The sequence below is a fragment of the Exiguobacterium sp. K1 genome, from assembly GCF_033721435.1.
GTDB classification, from domain to species: domain Bacteria; phylum Bacillota; class Bacilli; order Exiguobacteriales; family Exiguobacteriaceae; genus Exiguobacterium_A; species Exiguobacterium_A artemiae.
Map to the genome: position 1 here is coordinate 222,150 of NZ_JAOTIT010000002.1, position 20,405 is coordinate 242,554.

At 49.7% G+C, this 20,405-nt stretch carries 18 protein-coding genes and 1 riboswitch; of the genes, 6 read left to right on the forward strand and 12 right to left on the reverse strand.

From position 1 onward, the window contains the following. Window position 1 precedes the first annotated feature (1 nt). The 4 genes from kdpB to N7U64_RS06445 form a co-directional block, all read right to left on the reverse strand. On the reverse strand, window positions 2-2,065 hold the full coding sequence (gene kdpB / locus N7U64_RS06435) for a potassium-transporting ATPase subunit KdpB (protein ID WP_318928902.1): 2,064 nt from the start codon (window positions 2,063-2,065) through the stop codon (window positions 2-4). 17 nt (window positions 2,066-2,082) lie between these two features. Then, window positions 2,083-3,723, reverse strand: coding sequence for a potassium-transporting ATPase subunit KdpA (gene kdpA, locus N7U64_RS06440; protein ID WP_318928903.1), 1,641 nt, complete (start codon window positions 3,721-3,723; stop codon window positions 2,083-2,085). 20 nt (window positions 3,724-3,743) lie between these two features. Next, on the reverse strand, window positions 3,744-3,824 hold the full coding sequence (locus N7U64_RS15400) for a potassium-transporting ATPase subunit F (RefSeq protein WP_214849975.1): 81 nt from the start codon (window positions 3,822-3,824) through the stop codon (window positions 3,744-3,746). A 220-nt stretch (window positions 3,825-4,044) separates the two neighbouring features. Then, window positions 4,045-4,198, reverse strand: a riboswitch (cyclic di-AMP (ydaO/yuaA leader). Between the two features lie 240 nt (window positions 4,199-4,438). Further along, on the reverse strand, window positions 4,439-4,633 hold the full coding sequence (locus N7U64_RS06445; RefSeq protein ID WP_318928904.1) for a hypothetical protein: 195 nt from the start codon (window positions 4,631-4,633) through the stop codon (window positions 4,439-4,441). A gap of 171 nt (window positions 4,634-4,804) precedes the next feature. Here N7U64_RS06445 and N7U64_RS06450 point away from each other — a divergent pair, with 171 nt between their 5' ends. After that, entirely contained in the window at window positions 4,805-5,284 is a 480-nt protein-coding gene (locus tag N7U64_RS06450) for a glutathione peroxidase (protein ID WP_318928905.1), read from the forward strand. Between the two features lie 152 nt (window positions 5,285-5,436). On the opposite strand, the gene N7U64_RS06455 is transcribed toward N7U64_RS06450, so the two are convergent. Both N7U64_RS06455 and N7U64_RS06460 read right to left on the reverse strand, forming a co-directional pair. Further along, window positions 5,437-6,006 carry a hypothetical protein gene (locus tag N7U64_RS06455; RefSeq protein WP_318928906.1) on the reverse strand — a complete coding sequence of 190 codons (570 nt, stop codon included), beginning with the start codon at window positions 6,004-6,006 and terminating at the stop codon, window positions 5,437-5,439. A gap of 106 nt (window positions 6,007-6,112) precedes the next feature. Further along, complete coding sequence (locus N7U64_RS06460) at window positions 6,113-7,189, reverse strand: glycerate kinase (protein WP_318928907.1); 1,077 nt, start codon at window positions 7,187-7,189, stop codon at window positions 6,113-6,115. A gap of 141 nt (window positions 7,190-7,330) precedes the next feature. On the opposite strand from N7U64_RS06460, the gene N7U64_RS06465 reads away from it, so the two are divergent. The 3 genes from N7U64_RS06465 (at window position 7,331) to N7U64_RS06475 (ending at window position 12,393) form a co-directional block, all read left to right on the forward strand. After that, window positions 7,331-10,888, forward strand: a complete 3,558-nt coding sequence (locus N7U64_RS06465; RefSeq protein WP_318928908.1) for a CDP-glycerol glycerophosphotransferase family protein — start codon at window positions 7,331-7,333, stop codon at window positions 10,886-10,888. 189 nt (window positions 10,889-11,077) lie between these two features. Beyond that, window positions 11,078-11,767, forward strand: a complete 690-nt coding sequence (locus tag N7U64_RS06470) for a zinc ribbon domain-containing protein (RefSeq protein WP_318928909.1) — start codon at window positions 11,078-11,080, stop codon at window positions 11,765-11,767. Next, window positions 11,764-12,393, forward strand: coding sequence for a hypothetical protein (locus tag N7U64_RS06475; protein WP_318928910.1), 630 nt, complete (start codon window positions 11,764-11,766; stop codon window positions 12,391-12,393). Before N7U64_RS06470 ends, N7U64_RS06475 begins: the two co-directional genes overlap by 4 nt. A gap of 68 nt (window positions 12,394-12,461) precedes the next feature. Here N7U64_RS06475 and N7U64_RS06480 read toward each other — a convergent pair whose 3' ends face one another. Then, window positions 12,462-13,370: a Gfo/Idh/MocA family oxidoreductase gene (locus N7U64_RS06480; RefSeq protein WP_318928911.1), complete on the reverse strand. Its 909-nt coding sequence runs from the start codon at window positions 13,368-13,370 to the stop codon at window positions 12,462-12,464. A 158-nt stretch (window positions 13,371-13,528) separates the two neighbouring features. Here N7U64_RS06480 and N7U64_RS06485 point away from each other — a divergent pair, with 158 nt between their 5' ends. Both N7U64_RS06485 and N7U64_RS06490 read left to right on the forward strand, forming a co-directional pair. Continuing rightward, on the forward strand, window positions 13,529-14,782 hold the full coding sequence (locus N7U64_RS06485; RefSeq protein WP_318928912.1) for an SH3 domain-containing protein: 1,254 nt from the start codon (window positions 13,529-13,531) through the stop codon (window positions 14,780-14,782). A gap of 152 nt (window positions 14,783-14,934) precedes the next feature. Continuing rightward, a complete protein-coding gene (locus N7U64_RS06490; protein ID WP_012371427.1) occupies window positions 14,935-15,546 on the forward strand; it encodes an AmiS/UreI family transporter in 612 nt (203 codons plus the stop codon). A gap of 315 nt (window positions 15,547-15,861) precedes the next feature. On the opposite strand, the gene N7U64_RS06495 is transcribed toward N7U64_RS06490, so the two are convergent. From N7U64_RS06495 to N7U64_RS06515, 5 genes are read right to left on the reverse strand one after another with little or no spacing between them, the layout of a single operon-like run. Beyond that, complete coding sequence (locus N7U64_RS06495) at window positions 15,862-16,785, reverse strand: LCP family protein (RefSeq protein WP_318928913.1); 924 nt, start codon at window positions 16,783-16,785, stop codon at window positions 15,862-15,864. A 34-nt stretch (window positions 16,786-16,819) separates the two neighbouring features. Next, window positions 16,820-17,560 carry a hypothetical protein gene (locus N7U64_RS06500; RefSeq protein ID WP_214849979.1) on the reverse strand — a complete coding sequence of 247 codons (741 nt, stop codon included), beginning with the start codon at window positions 17,558-17,560 and terminating at the stop codon, window positions 16,820-16,822. 23 nt (window positions 17,561-17,583) lie between these two features. Beyond that, window positions 17,584-18,738, reverse strand: coding sequence for an aminotransferase class I/II-fold pyridoxal phosphate-dependent enzyme (locus tag N7U64_RS06505; RefSeq protein ID WP_318928914.1), 1,155 nt, complete (start codon window positions 18,736-18,738; stop codon window positions 17,584-17,586). Then, entirely contained in the window at window positions 18,735-19,802 is a 1,068-nt protein-coding gene (locus N7U64_RS06510) for a GNAT family N-acetyltransferase (protein WP_318928915.1), read from the reverse strand. The genes N7U64_RS06505 and N7U64_RS06510 overlap by 4 nt, the downstream gene beginning before the upstream one ends. Continuing rightward, a complete protein-coding gene (locus N7U64_RS06515) occupies window positions 19,783-20,403 on the reverse strand; it encodes a sugar transferase (RefSeq protein WP_318928916.1) in 621 nt (206 codons plus the stop codon). The genes N7U64_RS06510 and N7U64_RS06515 overlap by 20 nt, the downstream gene beginning before the upstream one ends. Window positions 20,404-20,405 lie beyond the last annotated feature (2 nt).

A 20,405-nucleotide genomic window follows, 5' to 3' on the forward strand; every position in this document is an offset into this window, starting at 1 on the left:
CTTATAGGATGCTTGCGAGCAAGACATCAATGATTTTAATGCCGATGAACGGGACGATGACGCCGCCAACACCGTAGATGAGTAAATTCCGGCCGAGCAGTTGATCCGCTGTCATCGGTTTATACGAGACACCTTTCATCGCCAGCGGAATCAGCATCGGAATGATGATCGCGTTAAAGATCAGTGCCGACAGGATAGCCGTCGTCGGGGAATTGAGACGCATGATGTTCAGCAGTTCCATCTGAGGAATCGCGACCATGAAGATTGCCGGAATGATCGCAAAGTATTTTGCGACATCATTGGCAATCGAGAACGTCGTCAACGCACCGCGTGTCATCAGCAACTGTTTCCCGATTTCAACGACTTCGATGATTTTCGTCGGATTGGAGTCGAGATCAATCATGTTGGCTGCTTCTTTTGCCGCCTGCGTCCCGCTGTTCATCGCAAGACCGACATCGGCCTGGGCAAGCGCCGGTGCATCGTTTGTTCCGTCGCCTGTCATCGCAACCAGGTGTCCGGCGTCCTGCTCACGTTTGATGACACGGATTTTATCTTCCGGCGTACATTCCGCGACGAAATCGTCGACTCCGGCTTCGCGGGCAATCGTCGCTGCCGTCAATGGATTGTCGCCGGTACACATGACCGTTTTGATTCCCATCTCCCGCAGGCGGTCAAACCGTTCCCGCATGCCGGGTTTGACCGTATCTTTCAAGTAAATGACACCTAAGATTTCCGTATCGATGGCGACGACGAGTGGTGTCCCGCCGAGCCGTGAAATCTGATCGACTGTTTCCTGCAGATTGCTAGGAATCTCTCCCCCTTGGTCCGCGACCCACTGTTGAATCGCTTGTCCGGCTCCTTTTCGGACCCGGCGGCCGTCGGCTAAATCAAGACCCGACATCCGCGTTTCCGCCCGAAACGGAATGATTTCCGCCCCGTCCAACTGTTTTTGTTCAATCGGCATGTTTCGCAGTTCAGCCAGTTCCAGAACCGAACGGCCTTCCGGTGTCTCATCTGCGAGTGACGAGAGTGTCGCACCGGAAAAGACAGTTTCCGTCGTCGCAGCACCGACCGGCAGAATGTCGGACGCCATCCGGTTCCCGAACGTAATCGTACCCGTCTTATCAAGAATGATCGTTTGAATGTCTCCCGCTGCTTCGACCGCTTTCCCGCTCATCGCAATGACGTTAAAGCGGGTCACGCGGTCCATCCCGGCAATCCCGATCGCCGATAACAATCCGCCGATCGTCGTCGGAATCAGACAGACCAGCAAGGCGATCAGAATCGGACCGGACAAATCAAAGCCTAAATAATTCGTAAAGACAGGCAGTGTCATGACGACGAGTAAAAAGATCAGTGTCAAGCTTGTCAGTAACGTCGAAAGTGCCAACTCATTGGGTGTTTTTTGCCGGCTTGCTCCTTCGACGAGCGCAATCATCTGGTCGAGGAACGATTCGCCCGGGTTACTCGTAATCCGGACTTCAATTTCGTCACTGACGACTAACGTGCCGCCGATGACAGATGAGAAGTCACCCCCGGCTTCCTTGATGACCGGTGCTGATTCTCCGGTGATCGCCGACTCATCGATCGAAGCGAGACCTTTAATGATTTCGCCGTCCCCCGGTACATATTCACCGGTCCGGACGAAAACGATGTCACCCTTCCGCAGTGTCGCCGAGGAGACAGTCTCGATCATCTGCCCGACCCGTTTGCGCGCCATGACATCCGCTTTTGAGGCTTTTAAAGAATCTGCCTGGGCTTTCCCACGTCCTTCGGCGATTGATTCGGCGAAATTCGCGAACAGAACGGTCAGGAACAGGATGATGCTGACGGCTAAGTTAAAACCACGCATCTCGTCGATGAAAATCGTATAACCGATTGCCAGCAGACAACCGATCCAGACGACGAACATGATCGGTTGTTTGACCATATGCGCCGGATTTAATTTTTTAAAGGCATCCAGTGTCGCTTGTTTTGCAATTGACGGATTAACGGCTGATGTTGACGCTTTTTCCGGAACGTTCGGTTCCTGCCCAGTAGGTTGATCTTTGATTGGTTCCATCATCTTTCATTATCTCCTGTTCACATCGTCAGCCAATCCGCGATAGGTCCAAGTACAAGCACTGGCAGGAATGTCAATGCACCGACGAGTACGACCGTACCGAGGAAAACTGTACCGAATAGTGGGGTATCTGTTTTAAACGAAAATTCATCTTGCGGAACAGCTGGTTTTGCTTTCAGTGATCCTGCAATCGCCAGCATCAGAATCAACGGAATGTAACGACCAAAGAATAAGGCAAACGACGTCGAGACATTCCAGTAGACATTCGCGTCACCGAGCCCTTCAAAACCGGAACCATTGTTGGCGGTAGCCGAAGTGAACTCATACAAGACTTGTGACAGACCATGGTAGCCGGGATTTGAAATCGCTCCGACACCCGGTGCCACGTACATTGAAACTGCTGTTCCGACGAGAATCAGAAACGGCGGAACGAGTAAGGTAATCGCCATCAGCTTGACTTCAAACGTCTCGAGCTTTTTGCCGAGGAAGGTCGGTGTCCGGCCGATCAGCAATCCGGTCAGGAAGACGGCGACAAACGCATACAACAACACGTTCAGGAAACCGGCTCCTGTTCCGCCGTAGACGACGTTCAGCATCATGTTGCCCAGCTGAATCAGCCCGGCAAGCGGATGAAGCGAATCATGCATCGCATTGACAGCACCGGTTTCAGCCGCTGTCGTAATCGAGCTGTATAAGATCGTCCCGATTTGACCAAACCGGAGTTCCTGACCATGTGCGGTCGGATTTGCGAGGAGACTGCCGGCCATACCGAACGTCATCATGATAAACAGGAGCGTCATCACGCCGAGGAACAGACGGCCCTGCTTCGCTGAACCGATCATTTTTCCGTAAGCGACCGGAAGTGACATCGGAATCAGCAGCATCAAAAACATCTGAATGAAGTTAACGTACTGGTTCGGGTTCTCAAACGGATGCGCTCCGTTCGCTCCGAAGAATCCGGCGCCGTTGTTCCCAAGCTGTTTGATGACTTCAAACGCCGCGATCGGTCCACGGTAAATCAGTTGCTTTGCTCCTTCGAGTGTCGTCACGGTCACCGCTCCGCCAAACGTCTGCGGAACGCCGAGTAAAATCAGCAACAATCCAAACAGTAAGGACACCGGTAACAGGATCCGGACGATGAAACGGACGAAGTCGGCATAAAAATTCCCGAGCGGTTTGTTGGCAAGTCCGCGAATGACTGCCATACAAACGGTGAACGCCATCGTCGGTGCGACGAACAGCATCGTTCCGAGGACAAACGTCTGGGACAGATACGATAACGCTTCACCGGAATAATGCTGTTGATCGGTATTCGTCATGAAGCTGATCGTCGTATGCAGGGCAGTCGACCAGTCCAGATTAGCAGCACCGTTCGGATTCAGAGGTAAACTTCCCTGAAAACGCAGTAACAGATATCCTCCGACAAAAAATAACAAGTTGACGAGTAACAGACTTTTCGCATAACCGACCCACGACTGGTCTTGTTTTCGTTCATCCACACCAAGTACAAGTAAAAATCGCCGTTCAATTTTACCGAACGAATCCATTTTTCGGTCTTCAACAGGTGCAAAGACCGTTCCGATGTACCGTCCAAGCAAGACGGCTGCTCCGAGTGCGATGATGAGCAATATCCAAAACTGGATTAAAAATTGAGTCCACATGATTTGTTTCTCCTATGCGATTAGAATTTTTCTGGATAAATCAAACAATAGCTCAGATACAAAAAGACAAGGCAACCGACAGCAAGTAAAAACCACGTCATTTCCGGTCACCTGCCCGCCATTGAATCCGTTCAATCAGACCGATCGTCAAAAATGACGTTCCGAAAAAGAAAACAAGTAACAAAATACTCCAAATGTCCCCCATGTTGAAATTACCTCCATATTATTCAATATTTTTACAATTAAACACGACAAAAAGGCGATGTGAGGCAGTAACGGCCCCAGCATCGCCTTAAAAAATGGCAGTACTGAATAAGAGTCGTTCCCTCCTAAAAACGCCTGCGGGGTTAGCTGTCGGATTCGGGCATACCTAGGATTTCGCCCTACTTCTCTTAATCTGAGAAGATTCACCCCGTGTCACGTGTCGTGACGGTTGGGTCCCCCGCTTCAATCATGAATTCGGCGTACTTTGAGATCGAAGCATTAACATGTTAGTGTTCGTTGATGAGATGGATATTACTCCGATTATTTGGCGTTGTAAATAGAATTTCTAAAAAAAATATAGTCAGACTTTTTGATGACTTATTTTATAAAAATAGTGTTTTTTCAACCTATGCTATAGAAGAAAAAAAACCGCAGAAACCGATTCCTTCATCTGAATGGAAACATTCCTTCAGCAAGAAATCGGACTGTGGTTTTTTTGAATCAACACCGGTTATGATTGCTCATTCATTTTGGCCTGGACCGTCAAAGGAGCTAGCATCGTCACCCACAGGGCGACCACTCCAGAAACAAGAATCACAATATCACGTTCGAATCCGAGGGTCAGCAGTGTAACAACACTTGCGACCAAGACGAGACAAAGCGTCGCGATCATGACAAAACGCGATTGTTTCAACATCTTTCTCATGTGGCATCTCTCCTTTCCTTCCAAAGTCTTTTGTATTTTATCAAAAATTGACACGATTCAGGGCGGCTGACACCGGATTGTGAAGGGATTGTCATCTTGAAAACCGTTTTTCAGGCGAAAGCCGGAGGCATTTGCTACACTGGGATTAAGACTATAAGGGGGAATTTAAACATGTTACAGGAGCAGACATTTCAACGGATCGACGGTACGGAAGCGACGTTAAAAGATTATCCGGGACAGGCTTGGCTGATTGTCAATACAGCGAGTAAATGCGGTTTGACCCCACAATTCGAAGGACTGGAACAACTCCATCAGGACTACCGGAAACAAGGGCTCGTCGTCCTCGGTTTCCCGTGTAACCAGTTCGCAGGACAAGATCCGGGAACAGACGAAGAAATCCAAAGCTTTTGCCAAATGAACTACGGCGTGACGTTCCCTGTCTTCTCAAAAATCGAAGTCAATGGGGAAGACACACATCCTCTGTTCGCAGAACTGAAAGCACTTGCCCCGAACACGACGGGCGAGCAGGACGTCGAATGGAACTTCACGAAATTTTTAGTGACACGTGACGGGGAAGTCACACGATTCGCACCGAAAACCAATCCGACGGATCTCGTCGCAGCCATTGAACGGATTGTCGTTCCGGTCTAAACACGCATTACGTATCTCACGCATTTAAGGGGCTGACTCAACGGTCAGTTTTTACAAAGACAAGGGTGGCAGATTACAATTCTGCCACCCTTGTCTCGTTCAAAAAAGAATCACTTGCTTCACGTAATTTTTGCGTGATGAAGTGCCGTACATCAAGGTGTTCCCGGCTCTAAGTGCCCTTTGATCATTTCTTCCGCCAACACTTTTACATCCTCGACATCCCGCATGTCTGTAAACGGATGCCCCCATACATCGAGCGATTCGATTTCTTCGATCGGCTGGGTCCGGAAACGTTTGCCGGTCGGCTCAAATGATCCGGCAGCCGTTGATTCGAAGGCGGCATACTTCAGCAACCATGGTTTATCGAGCAACAGTTTTGTCGTCTGTTTCGGGTTTTTGAACATGACGTCTCCGACCAGGACAACTGGATCAAATCGTTCGTGGAGCGGATGTGTGTATTGAACGGAAACAATCAGCGCATGATTCGAGATTTTCTCATTTTGACGTGTGTAAGACCGGGTCAAAAAATGCGGAACAAGCGACTCCGCGCTGTCTTTCGTCTGATGAATGCTGATACCGTGTTCCGTTTGGACGACGTCCGGTAAAATCGGTTCATAACCCCGATTGGCGAGTTGTTGATCGAGCTCCTTGAATAATAATAAGGTATGTTCGACGAGTGCCCGGACTTGTCGAAATGACAGTTGAATCGACTGATTGATCATGAGGTTGACCTGCCTTCCAATTAATAGAGTAATATAGTTTCTTTTACCCTAAGCCCTATCCGTTCATACCTGTTCCCTTCAACTATTCACCTGATTTCAAAAGAATTCACCTGTCTCGCGCTGCCAGCAACCTTCGGACAATTTGCTCTGTCCGTTGCGCCAGCCGTTGTTTCGTCACGAACGGATCAAGCGTCTTTTCTTCATCCGGATCATGAATCGCTTCGCAGATCCATGCCTGCTCCATCCTTTCCGTCACTTCACCCGCAAGGACGATACAAGGAACGTCCTCCTGATCCGCTAATGCCATGACCTTTGCCGGGAGCTTCCCCATCGCGGTCTGACGATCGACCCGCCCTTCCCCCGTCCAGACATAATCGGCTCGTTCAATCCGTTCCCTCGCATGAATCATCCGTAATATAAAAGCGGCACCCGATTCGATCGAAGTACCAAGCGCATACGCCGCTCCGCCGAGACCACCTGCCGCCCCTGCTCCTTTGACGTGATCGATATGCAGCCGGTGTCCGATTTCATTTAACCGTCCATCCAGTAAAACAATTTCCGATGCAGTCAGTCCTTTTTGCGGTCCGAAGACGTATGCGGCTCCTTGTTCACCCGCGTACGGAGCCGTGACGTCTGCCAGGACAAGTAAGGGAACGGACACGGCCGGCAGCTGGAGGTGTTTCGTTTCCATCAAAGGATTCGTTTGCCATGAAATCGGTGCTCCGGTTTCCGTCAATAGGTCAGCCCCCAGCTCTGCCAAAAAACCAAGCCCGCCATCGGTCGTCGCCGTGCCGCCCAAGGCCAAAAAGACGTCAGATACATCCGTCGCCAGCACCTGCCGGACGAGACGACCGACACCCCGTGTGTGAACCGAAAATGCCTCATCTTCCGGTCGTTTCAAGTGCAGTCCGCAGACGGTCGCCGCCTCGACCACGGCAATCCGGCCTTTTTGCGCATAGGCCACGTCGATTGGACGACCGGCTAAATCGATTGTCGCGTCCTCGATTTTCTCAAATCCATTGGCCAATAACGTATCAATCGTGCCTTCTCCGCCGTCCGCGACCGGACTCCAATCAATCGTCGCGTCAGGATCGGCATGCCGAATGCCCCGTTCGATGGCACGTGCTGCATCTTCCGAGCCGATACAGCCTTTGAAGCTGTCGATACAGATGAAATGATGCATCTTGATTGCCTCCCCTAACTTGTCTTTATTTTGATCATCCAAAAAAAAGAAAATATGATATGATAATTGTCATGCACACGACACGTTCTGTTTGTTTTCCCGTCGAAAACAGACGATTTTTTTATGAGGAGGTTCTACCCCGTGAGTCTTTCCAAGACACTATTACGAATGGCACGATTCGGAAGTTCAATTTTACCAAAGCCAAAAAAGACGGTTTCACGTCGCGCTAAGTTTAAACAAACGTTACAACTCAATTCGACATTTCAAGAACATATTTTGAGTGGACGTTTGTCTGATCCTTCAGTGAATGTTGAGTCTCTGATCATTCGTGATAATCGACTGAATGAAGTAGTTCAATTACAAAATACCCATCCGACAGGTGATGGCCAGTTCTCTTTCTCGCTAACACATGATATCTTGCCTGCTCTCGTTGAACAGGTATTAGAAAACAAACTGTTAGCGGAGCAAGAAAAACTGTCTCTTGAAGAAGATACGAAAGAGGCTATCTCGATCTTGGAGGCAGATGCTTCGGAAGATTTAGCAGAAACTGATTCAGAATCCGAAACGGACTTGCCGACCGGTCGATTTTCTTTTTGGTTGAAGTTTTCAAAACAGCTCGAAGATTTCCGTCCAACGACGCTCAAAAAATGGGAAACAAAAGGATTACCGAGTCGTTCTTCGATTAACGGTGAACTGTTTACCCGCGAAATTATCTTAGGACGTTTTCTGGAGACTCGAATTTCTTCTCCTTTAAAGCCGTTGATTGATTCAGAATTTCAAAATTCGGCTCATATCTACACGGATTTAAAAGGGAATTTAAGATTACTGTTAAACAAAGAACCTAAAGTTAAACCGAAGATGCAAATCGATTCCATCGAGCGTCCTGTTGCGAATCAAACTGAAATTAAAGGGAAAATCTTTACCCGCCATGCTTTTATTCAAAAAGGAACATTGCAACTGGTCCACCGGGAAACAGGAGAACAAGTTGCAGTCCCGATCGATTGGATGTATGACAATGCCAAAAGTGCTGAGAAATTCGGACTTTACCGGTATACCTATCGAGCACTGATTGATTGGACAGATATTTACCATCAGCAACAACTTTTAAAAGAAGGCGTATATGATACATTCGTCTCGCTCGAATACTATCATCGTTCAGAGACTACATTGCTCCGTCTCGGTCGTGCTCGTTACATCACCCGCCAATTAATTTCAGAAACAAACGCCCGAAGCGATCGACACACGATGCTCATCAATCCTTACTTTACGATCGGACATCGAAATCTCTCGTTCGAAATGACGGAATTCACGAATGAAAACTATGATTATCTGAATCATATGATGAAATTTGCACCGGTTTACCGGTTGTTTGCTGAAAAGAATACATGGATTGTCGGAGAACGTCCTTATAAGGCACAGGATAACGGTTATCACTTCTTCAAATATATGCGCGATACCTATCCTGACCGTCCTGTTTATTATGTCATTGACGAAAATTCGCCGGAATTTGAGAAAGTAAATCAACTGGGACATGCCTTACCGTTTAAATCCAAAGAACATATCTATCACACGCTTATGGCGAAAAAAGTGATTGGTACGCACCATGGAGATTATTTATATCCTGTTCGTTCAAAACGTTTTGATCACAAGATGAACGCAGAACATGTTTTCCTCCAACACGGTGTACTCGGAACGAAGAATTTAGAAAATCATTACGGCAAGCATTCACCGTCGTTCCATACTGATTTGTTTTTCGTCAGTTCCGAACGTGAAAAACGTGTCGTTACAGAAGATATGGGTTATCCGGAACATGAAGTTCGAGTCACTGGACTGGCACGTTTCGATACCTTGCTCGCAAAGGATTGCGAAGTAAAACGTCAAATTTTAATTATTCCTACATGGCGTACCTGGTTACAGACACCGCTCCAATTCTTTGAATCTGAGTACTACGAGCAGTACCGGACCCTGTTATCGAGCGAAAGACTCCATCAGTTCGCTTCGGCTCATGACATGGAAATTATTTTTTGTCTGCACCCGAACATGCAACAGTATTCGAGTCATTTCGAAGACTTGCCGATTACGGTCATCAATCAGGGAGAACGTGACGTTCAGGATCTGATGAAAGAAAGCATGCTGATGATTACAGATTATTCAAGCGTTGCTTTTGACTTCAGCTTCTTGAAACGACCTGTTTTCTATTTCCAGTTTGACAGTCGGCGTTTCATTGGACCTAAAGGATCCCATTACGATCTGGAAAAAGAATTACCGGGTCCAATCTCCAAAACACCGGATGAAGTACTGGATCAATTGGAACTTTCCGCTGCACGTCAGTTCCAAATGGAAGATGAGTATGAAAAGCGAGCGGATATTTTCTTGAGACCGGTCAATTCATCTTATGCAGAAACGATTTATCAAAACATTACTGATTTTAAAAAGCAAACCAGCTGGTTGGAACGTTTAGAGACGAATGAAGCTGCGAATATTCTATACCGCTTGTATAGAAAAAATCGTTACTACTTCCCGTCGATGAAGCTGGCTTACCGTTTCATGCAAAAACTGCCGGTCGATCCGAAACTCGTTGTGTTTGAAAGCGGACTCGGTAAACAGTATTCCGACAGCCCGCGTTATATCTATGAAGAGTTAAAACGGCGTAATCTCGATTATAAAGTCGTTTGGGTCTACAATAAGCGGCTTTACCTCGGGGATCCGAATGCCAAAGTCATCAAGCGTCTTTCTCCTGCTTACTTCTATTACCTGGCGACAGCGAAGTTCTGGGTCAACAATCAGAACTTCCCGCATTACTTCACACGCCGGAAAGAGACGACTTACATTCAGACGTGGCACGGGACACCGCTTAAGAAGATGTTGTTCGATTTGGACGAGATTCATGGACGGGACGAAGGGTACGTCGACCGGGTCACGAACTCAATCAAACAATGGAGCGTCCTGTTGTCTCCGAGTGCTTACGCCTCGACGATCTTTAAAAGTGCTTTCCGGTATGATGGACCGATTTTAGAATCCGGTTATCCGCGGAATGATCTGTTCTTCTCGAACAATCAGCCGAAGACCATCGAGAGTATCCGGACGAAACTGCAATTGTCGGATGAGAAGAAAGTCATTTTGTATGCACCGACGTTCCGCGATCATCAGTCGCTCGGAAACGGAAAGTTCTTCTTTGACTATCCGTTCGATTTCGACCGTGTCGCGGAAGCACTCGGTGACGAGTACGTCTTCTTGATCCGGACGCACGTTCTTGTGACGAAGAAACCGCGTATTCCTGCTGAACACCGGGAACGTTTTATCGATGTCACGAGTTATCCGGATATTCAGGAACTGTACTTGATCACGGATTTATTGATCACCGACTATTCGTCCGTGTTCTTTGATTTCGCGAATATGAACCGCCCGATGTTCTTTTATGCGTACGATCTCGATTTATACCGCGATACATTACGCGGCTTCTATCTTGACTACTACAAGGACTTGCCGGGACCGATTCTCGAGACCGAAGATGCTTTCGTTGAAGCCTTGGCCAACATTCCGCAGTTGACGAGCGACTACCGGTCACGACTCGATGCTTTCCGGGAATCCTATTGTGCGATGGAAGACGGGTCGGCGGCATCACGTGTCGTTGACACCTACTTTGCAAAAGATACACTTGAAATGACCGAGCAGTCGGACGGCAGTTATTCTGTTTAAGAGCTTATGTTTTTAAGATTCCTTCCACACGCGTGGAAGGAATCTTTTTTTGGGGTCTGACGAACAATCGTCGGCTTCAGCCAATTGCTTTTTGATTTGATTTCCAATTAATGTTATTCTAAATTAGAATTTCAAAAATATTATTCTCTGTAAAAAATAATGTGTCATTTCAATTAGGAGGGATGGTTCATGGAACGTTGTTCACTTTGCGGAACACCGTTGGAAACAGAAGCGACAGCATGTTCCTACTGCAAACATCCTGTCCTCAAAAAACGGCAATTCGATGAAGAATCATCTGTCACACCGGTCAAGTCCAACCGTTACGTCCTATCTTTTATTATCGTTTTTGCGATTGCAGTCGGAGCGATCGGGACATGGTACGCTTTGACGCAAACCGACTCGACCCACACGACGCTTGCTGCACCCGTCCAGGCCCTGTCCCTGTCGGACTGGTCTGACGAGACCTCTGCTTACAATCAAACTTATTCGTCGGAAAATCCTCCGGCCTCTTACGATATCCTGAAGTTCGTCCGCCAATATACACAAACGGTTCCGGAAACGGCCAATTATTCCAAAACGACGGATACACTGGAAACATTCTCTGCGATCCAGTTTGCGACCTTGGATGCCTTCCAGTCAGAAGTCGATGCCTTACGGACGATTCATGCCGCTTCCGACAGCCCGATTCCGCCGCGCCTCCAAACCGTTGATTTTAAACGGTTCGTCTCAAAAGGGGATTCCTATCAGGTCAGAACGGTCGAAACCTATCAACTGCCTGTCAATCAACAGCTCGTCACGTACGATGTCCGCTACAACGTCCGGTTACATACGGATCATCTGCAAATCACCCACATCGTCCGGACGGAGGTGGACGCATGAGAATTGTCATTCTGCTTCTGTTCTGTAGTTTGTTGATGGGATGTTCGCAGGAACCGTCGCGTATCCAGGACGAGCTGGACCTCGGACAATACACACAGGCGGTCGATCAATCGTCCCGTCAGGATCCGATGCATGATGCGGCTCAGTTGATGGTGCGGCTCGAAACGCAGTTCGCGAGTTACCGTTTTGAAGACAGCATCACTACTGCAAGAACGATTGAAAAGTTACCATTGCCTCAGGATAATCCGATCCGCCTGCGTGCGAAGTCGATTCAGCTGAGTGCTGAAGCGATGCTCGATCGTTTGAAACAGGCAGCGGGCACTTATCAAATCGAGCGCAGCATCCTCGATGATGGGCAGGAAGAAACAACCTTCCCGGCCACGGGTCAGCTCCACGTCTCGTTCGGCAAACCGCATACGTTGCTCGCGACGGTTCAGTATCAGGACTTTGGAACGCCCGATGCTCCGCGAAGTGATACGGAGACCGTCCGCTTCGAACCGGATTTATCAGCCCGTCTCGCCCTCTCCGAAGGACTCGTCAGTTATGTCTTCAGCCGCGCGGGTCTGACCTTAACTTTCGAAGGTCCAGGCGGGAAACGGATCTATCAATTAAAAAAAGTCGATTAACACAAAAAACGACCACGTTCTCTCGATGATCGAAGAGGACACGGTCGTTTTTTGCTGTCTCAACTGACTTATAGTGCGTCCAACCGTTTGACGATTTCCGCACAAAGCTCATGGGTTGCCAAGCTGTCTTTTCCCGTGACGGACGCTGACGGATGACCATGAACGGTCTCGATGAAGGCATCGACCATCTCGACGAATCCGCGACGGTGCAGGGTCGGTTCCCAGTTATCGAGCGGCAGGCGTAACGTACCGGCTTTCGTCAATCGTTCCACCGACGTCACATCTGTCGCAATCCGTTTTTCATTTGGTCCCATCACTTCGACACGTTCTTCCGTCACGCCGTTATTCCGGTTCATGATACCGATCGCGGTGATGCCGTTCGATTCGAATTGAATCGTTACGTGGTGCAACAATCCGTCGACTTTCTTACCCCGGACTTGCAACTGTTCGATTTCGCCTCGACCGGTCAAGAAACGCAGGGTATCCGCGACATGGACGAAATCATCAAAGATGAACGTCTTGGCATCTTCGATAAAGGACGTCCGGTTTTTTTGCATGACGACCAGATTCGGTTCCTCGACTTCAAGCAACGTCCGGTGGGCGGATGCAAACCGGCGATTGAAGCCGGTGATGAAATGCAGACCTTGTTCTTCCGCCTGTTCTGTCAATGCCCGGACTTCCTCGACTTCCAGCGAGACCGGTTTATCAATGTAAAGATGGACGCCGGCTGCAAGCAGTTGCTTCGCCTGTTCCGCGTGGACTTTCGTCGCTGAGTGAATCATCGCGACTTGAATCCCTTCCCGAATGACATCATCCAGTGAAGACAACGTCCCGGCAAACCGATAAGCGTTTCGCAACCGTTCTGCCTTCTCCTGATCCGTCGAGACAAGATAAACTTCCAGGTCTGTCCGCTCTGCATAGACCGGTAAATACGCCTTCTGGGCGATATCGCCTAAACCAATTACTGCTATTTTCATCTGATTTCCTCCTTGAACCTGTCTTTTGCTCTCATTCCCTATGTTAGCCGGTTTCATGCGCTTCGTGTAGGGAAACTATTTTTTTGAAAAAGAAGATAATTTCCTTTTTTTGTTTTATGATAAGAACATATTTTGCAAAAGGAGGGAATGAGTTTTTTATGAAATCATTATTCAGGATTGGTTTGACACTCGTCCTGCTTCTTACCTTATGTCTCCCTGCCCTGCCTGCTCAAGCAACAAGCTATCAGGTCATCGTCACGTCGACGATTGGGGCAAACATCCGGTCGAAGCCAAGCACAAGTTCATCTGCAACCATTACCCGTCGTGCCCCGTACAAAGCTAAGTTTACCGCTGTGTCTTATTCGAACGGTTGGTACAAGATCAAGGACGGAGGCGCCTATCGTTACCTGTCGAATCAGGTCGCGAAAAAAGTCGGATCCAGCTCCGTCAAGACATATAAGATTATCGTTTACTCGACGGCAGGCGCGAATGTCCGGACGTCACCAAGTACGGCCTCTTCTAAAAATATCAAACGGCATGCTACATATAAATCAAAGTTCAACGCTGTTTCCTATTCGAATGGCTGGTATAAGGTCAAAGGAAAAACGAACTACTATTATGTCTCGAACCAGGTCGCGAAAAAGCTGACGACAAGTTCGCCGGCTCCGGCAAGCGGCAGCTATCCGGTCGCATCGATGCGTTACTTCAAACTCGGTTCGTCCGGCTATGAACTGACGAAAGAAAGTTTTGCCCGCCGTTATCCGGCCAGTACGACGAAGTTACTGACGGCAATCGTCGCTTATGACGCGGCGGCACAAAAAGGAACGCTCGATCAGACCTTTACGTTGACGTACTCGATGTTAGCCGTTCCCTCCGGCAGCAGCACCGCCGGTTTCCGTTCAGGCGACAAAGTCACGATGCGCCAACTGTTAAACGGGATGTTGATCCGCTCCGGCAACGATGCTGCGAAAGCGATTGCCGTCCGGACTGCCGGTTCGGAATCGAAGTTCGTTTCGCTCATGAACAGCCGTGCGAGCCGCATCGGTATGTCGGCCAGTCATTTCATGAATCCGCACGGCTTCTATCATCCAAGCCACTATACGACGGCAGCGGATATGCAGAAGCTTGCCAATACGTATGCGAATTACAGTTATCTGATGACGGTCAGCGGACGTAAATCGTTCCAGACGACTGTCAAAGGACCTTATGCCCGGACGTTGACGTGGTATCATACGAACACGTCACTTCCAGGCGACACACGTGTTTATGCGAGCAAGACCGGTTATACGCCGGAGTCTGCCTATACACGCGTCTTCTTCATCAAAAAAGGATCGACACGTTACGGTCTCGTTACGTTAAAAGGAACACTTCCGCAAACCGAAACGACATTACGTTCCGTCCTCAACCGTTAAGACCAGACTCTCGGATTCGCTTTCTGCTGAAAGTGATATCCGGAGTCTTTTTTTGTTATTTCCACCTGAAAAATTTCACTTGCAATGGAAGCGAATTCATCATATGGTGGAAGTAACAATCAGACGTCTGACGTCTTAATGGAGGAATTCACGTGGGAAATGTAAGTTTGTTATTCGGAGGCGTCGCCCTCTTTTTAAATAGTCTGTCGCTGTTCGGGAAAGTCGATTTGAAGAGCGCCGGTCTTTTTAGTTTGTTGACCGGTTTATTGCAGACCTTCATCGCGACTTGGCTCGTCATCGGGGCAGCCGGTGATCCGGCGCTGACGTTCGGGTATGCGAGCATCTATTTATTCGCCTTTACGTACCTGTATGTCGGCATCACGTTTTTGTTTGGTCTCGACGGCAGCGGTGTCGGCTGGTTCTCATTGTTCGTCGCCATCTCTGCGCTGTTTTATGCCGGTGTCAGCTTCAGTACCGGTGACATCATCGGCGGTGCGACGTGGTTATTCTGGGTCATCCTCTGGGGACTGTTTTTCCTCGGGATGGGATTGAATATGAGCCTCGATGCGCTGACGGCTCGTGTCGCGATCGTCCTCAGCTGGTTGACGCTCATCGTGCCTGCCCTTGTCGGTCTCCGGTTCGGGACGACAGGTGCCAACTACCAGCTCATCTGGAGTGCAGCCGCCATCATGACGGTCTTATATTTCATCTATGCGGCTGTGAAGTTTCTCCCTGTCCGGACAATCGTCCGTTCAAAAAACTAAAAAGCTTCGTTTATTCCGACTCAGACGTCAAGGGGCTGACTCAAAAGTCAGATTCTACAAAGAGAAGGGTGGCAGAATTGGAATCTGCCACCCTTTTCGCGTTAAAAAAGAAACACTCTTTTCACGCGACTCCTACAGGGAAAGCGCATGTTGCGCTGTCAGAGACAAACAAGACCCGGGTTTCTGCCTGATTCAGGCAGGAAAACTGACTTGTGTCTCGCCTGAGGAAAGGGCGTGAAAGAATGAGTGTTTCTTTTTTGAGTCAGCCCCTTTTCCCGTCTAACAAGAATTACGCTTTTCTCAGTTGCTGAACCATCATTTCAGTTCCTTTTTCAACTCAGTCTGGACCTGTTTCAGCGAAGCCGCTGTCGGATGCCAGTAGTAGATGTGATCCGATTCGATGCCGCCGCTTCCTTCAAGTGACAAGGTCTCGACCTGTTTCAGACTGTCCCGGTAATCGGTCGCAAGCTTCCGGACGACCGGGAACGGGATATCGGTTTTGACGTTTTGACCGAGTGCCGTCAACACATCGTTAAACCGCGTCAAGGAAAAATCAGCCGTCAGTTTATCGGCGACGGCCTGAACGACTTGTCGTTGCCGGATTTGCCGTCCGAAGTCGCCCCGCGGATCATCATGACGCATCCGAGCATAGGCGAGCGCTTCCTTACCGTTCAGTGAGACTGGACCTTTCGGGAACTGCATCTCGTAATAAGAGAAATCAATATCATTTTTAACCGTTACGCCATCAACGGCATCGACTAAATCGGTGAATCCTTTAAGATTGATTTCCGCGAAATAGTCGATTCGCAGATCCAAGAGATGCTCGACCGTATCCCGTGCCATTTCCGGACCTCCGAAGGCATAGGCATGATTGATTTTATCGTTCGAACCGACACCGATGATTTCTGTCTTCAAATCGCGCGGGATGCTCAGCATCTTGCTTTCCCCGGTTGCCGGATTAACGGTGACGACGATGATCGTATCACTCCGTCCGGCTTCGTTTCCCCGCTGATCGACACCGAGCAATAAAAACGACAATGCCTTTTGTTGATTGGCCAGTTTGGTTTTCGAGCCTTTTGCCGGTTGAGACGGCGTTGTTGCCTCGACATGTGTCGGATCCGTCACCTCCGCCTGCTTGCTCGTCTGGTGATCCGCCTGTTGGATGTACCCACCTGATCCGAAAAAAACGAGTAACCCGATACCAACCACTGTTATGATCAGCCACGTCCATTTTTTCATCACGATATCCCCTTTTCTTTCGGATCAAGTCGATTTACGATTGCTCGTCGGAGACGATCATCACCGCATTGCTCCAACTGCCGAACAAGGCTGTGATGACACCGATGCTCGGTGCCTCCCGTCCCTCACTGAATCGTTGATAATGAGCAATCGTCAAGCCATCCATTTCAGCTGCCGCTTCCCGTAAAATGCGTAAAACCTCTTCTTCTGTCCAGCGTTTGCGTGGTTGTTCAATCCCGATGATCTCCAGGGCATTGCTCCACGATCCGTAACGTCTCGCAATCGTCGCCACCGTCGGCCGGTTTTTGCCCGCTGCCCACTTCGTATAAGTCTGGCTCGTCAGGACGGATAACGTCTCTTGTGCTTCGAGTAACGATTCGATGATCCGGCGCTCCATCTCCTGCACCCGTTCCTTTAAGATCTCTGCTTCCGATAATGCCTGCTGCCACGAGTTGAATTGATGGACGATATCGGTCAAGCTCGGCGCCTGATGTTGCTGAGCCCATTCACGGTATGTCGCACTCGTGAAGGGTTCCAGTTCCTCCTTTGCGGCCCGTAAGGCCTCGATGATATCCGACTTGGTGAAGGCTACCCGGACGTTACCGATACCGGCCCGTTCGAGAGCGATCTGCCATGATCCGAATAAAATCAGGATTTCCGCGACGCTTGGATACTGGGTATTCAGTTGCCAGCGAAAGTAGGTATTTGCCGTCAGTTCATTTTTCCCGTTCGCAGCGAGACGGAGTGCTTCAATCGCTTCCTCCAAATCGCTCATCACGATGTCTCCCTCCCACACATTCATAACTGAACATTTCGTCGAACATCTTCAACGAGTCCCTGGCGAACAAAACGAATGACCAGTGCTTGATCCGTAAAGCTCATTTGCGAAGCAGACGGTAAACAGATCCCTTCCTCGAATAGACGGCGGCTGACATCCTCTTCATTCGCCGTGACATAAGGCACATCCCGGTAAACGGGTTGAAGGTGCATCGGTTTCCAGGCCGGACGCGCCTCGATGTTTTTTTGCTGCAACTGCTGAATCAATGTATCCCGTTGTGCCGTGCCTCCCGGTAACGTCAGTGCCGTCAGCCAACGGTTCGCGCGGCTTCCTTCGATTTCCTGCTGGTAATGTGAGACGTCGACCGTCTCAAAGGCCCGGACATACCGCTCGAAAATGGTCCGCCGTGCTTCGACCCGCTCTTCAATCACTTCCAGCTGGCCGCGTCCGATTCCGGCAGAGACATTGCTCATCCGGTAATTGAAGCCGACTTCCGTATGCTCATAATGTAAGACGGGCTGACGGGCTTGTGTCGCGAGATAAAAGGCCCGTTCGATCAGGCCGGTGTCATTTGAGACCAACATGCCCCCGCCCGACGTCGTGATAATTTTATTGCCGTTAAACGAATAGATGCCGAATGTTCCGAACGTGCCTGTCATCCGACCGTTGATCGTCGACCCGAGTGATTCTGCCGCGTCCTCGATCAGCGGTACATCATACTCCTCACAGATGGCGGCAATCTCTTCGATCTTCGCGACAACGCCGTACAGATGGACGACGATGACGGCTTTCGGCAGGCGTCCCCGGGTCGCGGCTTGAATCATCGCCCGTCGCAGTGCTGCCGGTGACATGTTCCACGTCTCCGGTTCGGAATCAATCAAAACCGGCCGTGCACCGACATAACGGATCGGATTTGTCGAAGCGATGAAAGTCAACGACTGACAGAAGACATCATCTCCGGCCGTCACGCCGAGTGTCGCCAGTGCCAAATGGATGGCGGCTGTCCCGCTGCTCGTCGCGAGTGTCGCAGCGGAACCGCTGTATGTTTTCATTGCTGCTTCGAAGGCTTCGACATTCGGACCGAGCGGCGCAACCCAGTTCGTTTCCAAAGCTTCCGTGACATAACGCATTTCCTGACCACTGAGATGTGGGATCGATAACGGGATGTGTTTCATGATGACTGCTCCCCCCTTGGTGACAGTTGGCGGACAGGTGTCCGGTAGGCCGGAAACCAGTCCTGTGACGACAGGACGTTGTGTGCGAGGTGCTGTTCGGATAGTTGACGGTACAGTAAAGGGTGAAGCACCGATGTGCCGAGCGTGAATGAGGTCTGACGATTGCTGAAGGAACGTTTGTAGGCGAGCAGGCTGTCGTCTTCGTTTCGTGTCGTTCCGCCTCCGAGATGCAGGGCTGTTTTTCCGAGTGCTTTGGCACGGCGGATCATTTCCGCAAACAGAAGATGATTCGGGCGGGCGGACAGTTCTGCCGGATCGGATGCGCCGAGATGATAGTGCGCAAACTGTTGACCGTAGAGAACGATACAGCCGGCGATGATTTTCCCTTCCCGTTCGGCGACCAGTAACTCCGCCGGCAGCCGCCCGTCATGAAACTGGCGAAAGTAGTGATCGGTAAAGTAATAACGGACATCGGCCTGATGTTTGTCCATCGTCAGCCGGTAAAGTTGGATGAACTTGGCATACTCGTTTTGTCCGGCGACCCGGACCGTCACGTCTTCCCGGACGGCTTTTTTGATGTTGCGCCGCGTCATCGAAGAGAACTGACTTTCAATCGTCTCGAACGGTTCGGTCAAATCGACCGTCACCGTCTGTTGCAGGACGGTCGTCGTTTCACACCAGCTTCGTCCGAGCTCATCATTTTCGAGGAGCGGATGAAACCGGATCGTTTCGCTGACAATCCGTTCCGCCTGACAATACTCGAGAAAGTGCTGCCGGATGTCCTCGATTTGATCGCTCGACCAAAGTCCGACGAAGATTGGTCCGCCATATCCGTATGGCGTCGTCAAATCCTGAAACGGTGTCCCGGTGATCCGGCGTTTCAAGTACGGATAAATCAGAATCCCGAACTCCGAAGGATGAACGTACATCTCCGGCACGGCTTCCGGTTCTTGGGCCAGTTTAAAGTAAGCGTACTCATAATAACAATCGAGTCCGTACCGGGCGACGAGCGCATCCCATTCCAACGGATCGTGAATCAGCCGTTCATTGCTTAGCGACATCATGAGGGACACCCCCGTCAAGGCCTTTAAATTCGCCCATACCTGTCTGGTGATCGGTCGAGTTCCCTTCTGACGAGATGACGATTTTGACCGTCTTCCAAAGAATATAAAAATCTATCCGGAATGTATGATTCGCAGCATACCACTGATCCTGTTCCAACCGTTGCTGCCACGTCGTTGCGTTTCGTCCGTGGATTTGGGCCCAGCCGGTCAGACCGGGCAGGACGTCATGCCGGGTCATCTGTTCTTTCGTGTAATGGTTCAAATAGCTGACGAGCAACGGACGTGGTCCGACGAAACTCATCTGCCCCCGCAGGATATTAAAGAACTGGGGAATTTCATCGAGACTCAGACGGCGGATCCATTCAACCGACTTTGGAATCCGGTCGGCGTCCGGCAACAGCTTTCCGTCCGCATCGGTTTCGTTCGACATCGTCCGGAACTTATAGATCTTAAACAGTTCACCTTTATACCCCGGACGGACTTGATTGAAGAAAAGCGGCCGTCCGAGCTTCGTGTAGATGAATAAGGCGACGAAGGCGTAGACCGGCAACAGGACGATGATGGCGAGTAGACTGACAGTGAAATCGAATGTCCGTTTCATGA

Bases quoted from the DNA above. Each gene is read 5' to 3' on its own strand.
- kdpB (WP_318928902.1), bottom strand. From the start codon at position 2,065: ATGATGGAACCAATCAAAGATCAACCTACTGGGCAGGAACCGAACGTT.
- kdpA (WP_318928903.1), bottom strand. From the start codon at position 3,723: ATGTGGACTCAATTTTTAATCCAGTTTTGGATATTGCTCATCATCGCA.
- N7U64_RS15400 (WP_214849975.1), bottom strand. From the start codon at position 3,824: ATGACGTGGTTTTTACTTGCTGTCGGTTGCCTTGTCTTTTTGTATCTG.
- N7U64_RS06445 (WP_318928904.1), bottom strand. From the start codon at position 4,633: ATGAGAAAGATGTTGAAACAATCGCGTTTTGTCATGATCGCGACGCTT.
- N7U64_RS06450 (WP_318928905.1), top strand. From the start codon at position 4,805: ATGTTACAGGAGCAGACATTTCAACGGATCGACGGTACGGAAGCGACG.
- N7U64_RS06455 (WP_318928906.1), bottom strand. From the start codon at position 6,006: ATGATCAATCAGTCGATTCAACTGTCATTTCGACAAGTCCGGGCACTC.
- N7U64_RS06460 (WP_318928907.1), bottom strand. From the start codon at position 7,189: ATGCATCATTTCATCTGTATCGACAGCTTCAAAGGCTGTATCGGCTCG.
- N7U64_RS06470 (WP_318928909.1), top strand. From the start codon at position 11,078: ATGGAACGTTGTTCACTTTGCGGAACACCGTTGGAAACAGAAGCGACA.
- N7U64_RS06475 (WP_318928910.1), top strand. From the start codon at position 11,764: ATGAGAATTGTCATTCTGCTTCTGTTCTGTAGTTTGTTGATGGGATGT.
- N7U64_RS06480 (WP_318928911.1), bottom strand. From the start codon at position 13,370: ATGAAAATAGCAGTAATTGGTTTAGGCGATATCGCCCAGAAGGCGTAT.
- N7U64_RS06485 (WP_318928912.1), top strand. From the start codon at position 13,529: ATGAAATCATTATTCAGGATTGGTTTGACACTCGTCCTGCTTCTTACC.
- N7U64_RS06495 (WP_318928913.1), bottom strand. From the start codon at position 16,785: ATGAAAAAATGGACGTGGCTGATCATAACAGTGGTTGGTATCGGGTTA.
- N7U64_RS06500 (WP_214849979.1), bottom strand. From the start codon at position 17,560: ATGAGCGATTTGGAGGAAGCGATTGAAGCACTCCGTCTCGCTGCGAAC.
- N7U64_RS06505 (WP_318928914.1), bottom strand. From the start codon at position 18,738: ATGAAACACATCCCGTTATCGATCCCACATCTCAGTGGTCAGGAAATG.
- N7U64_RS06510 (WP_318928915.1), bottom strand. From the start codon at position 19,802: ATGATGTCGCTAAGCAATGAACGGCTGATTCACGATCCGTTGGAATGG.
- N7U64_RS06515 (WP_318928916.1), bottom strand. From the start codon at position 20,403: ATGAAACGGACATTCGATTTCACTGTCAGTCTACTCGCCATCATCGTC.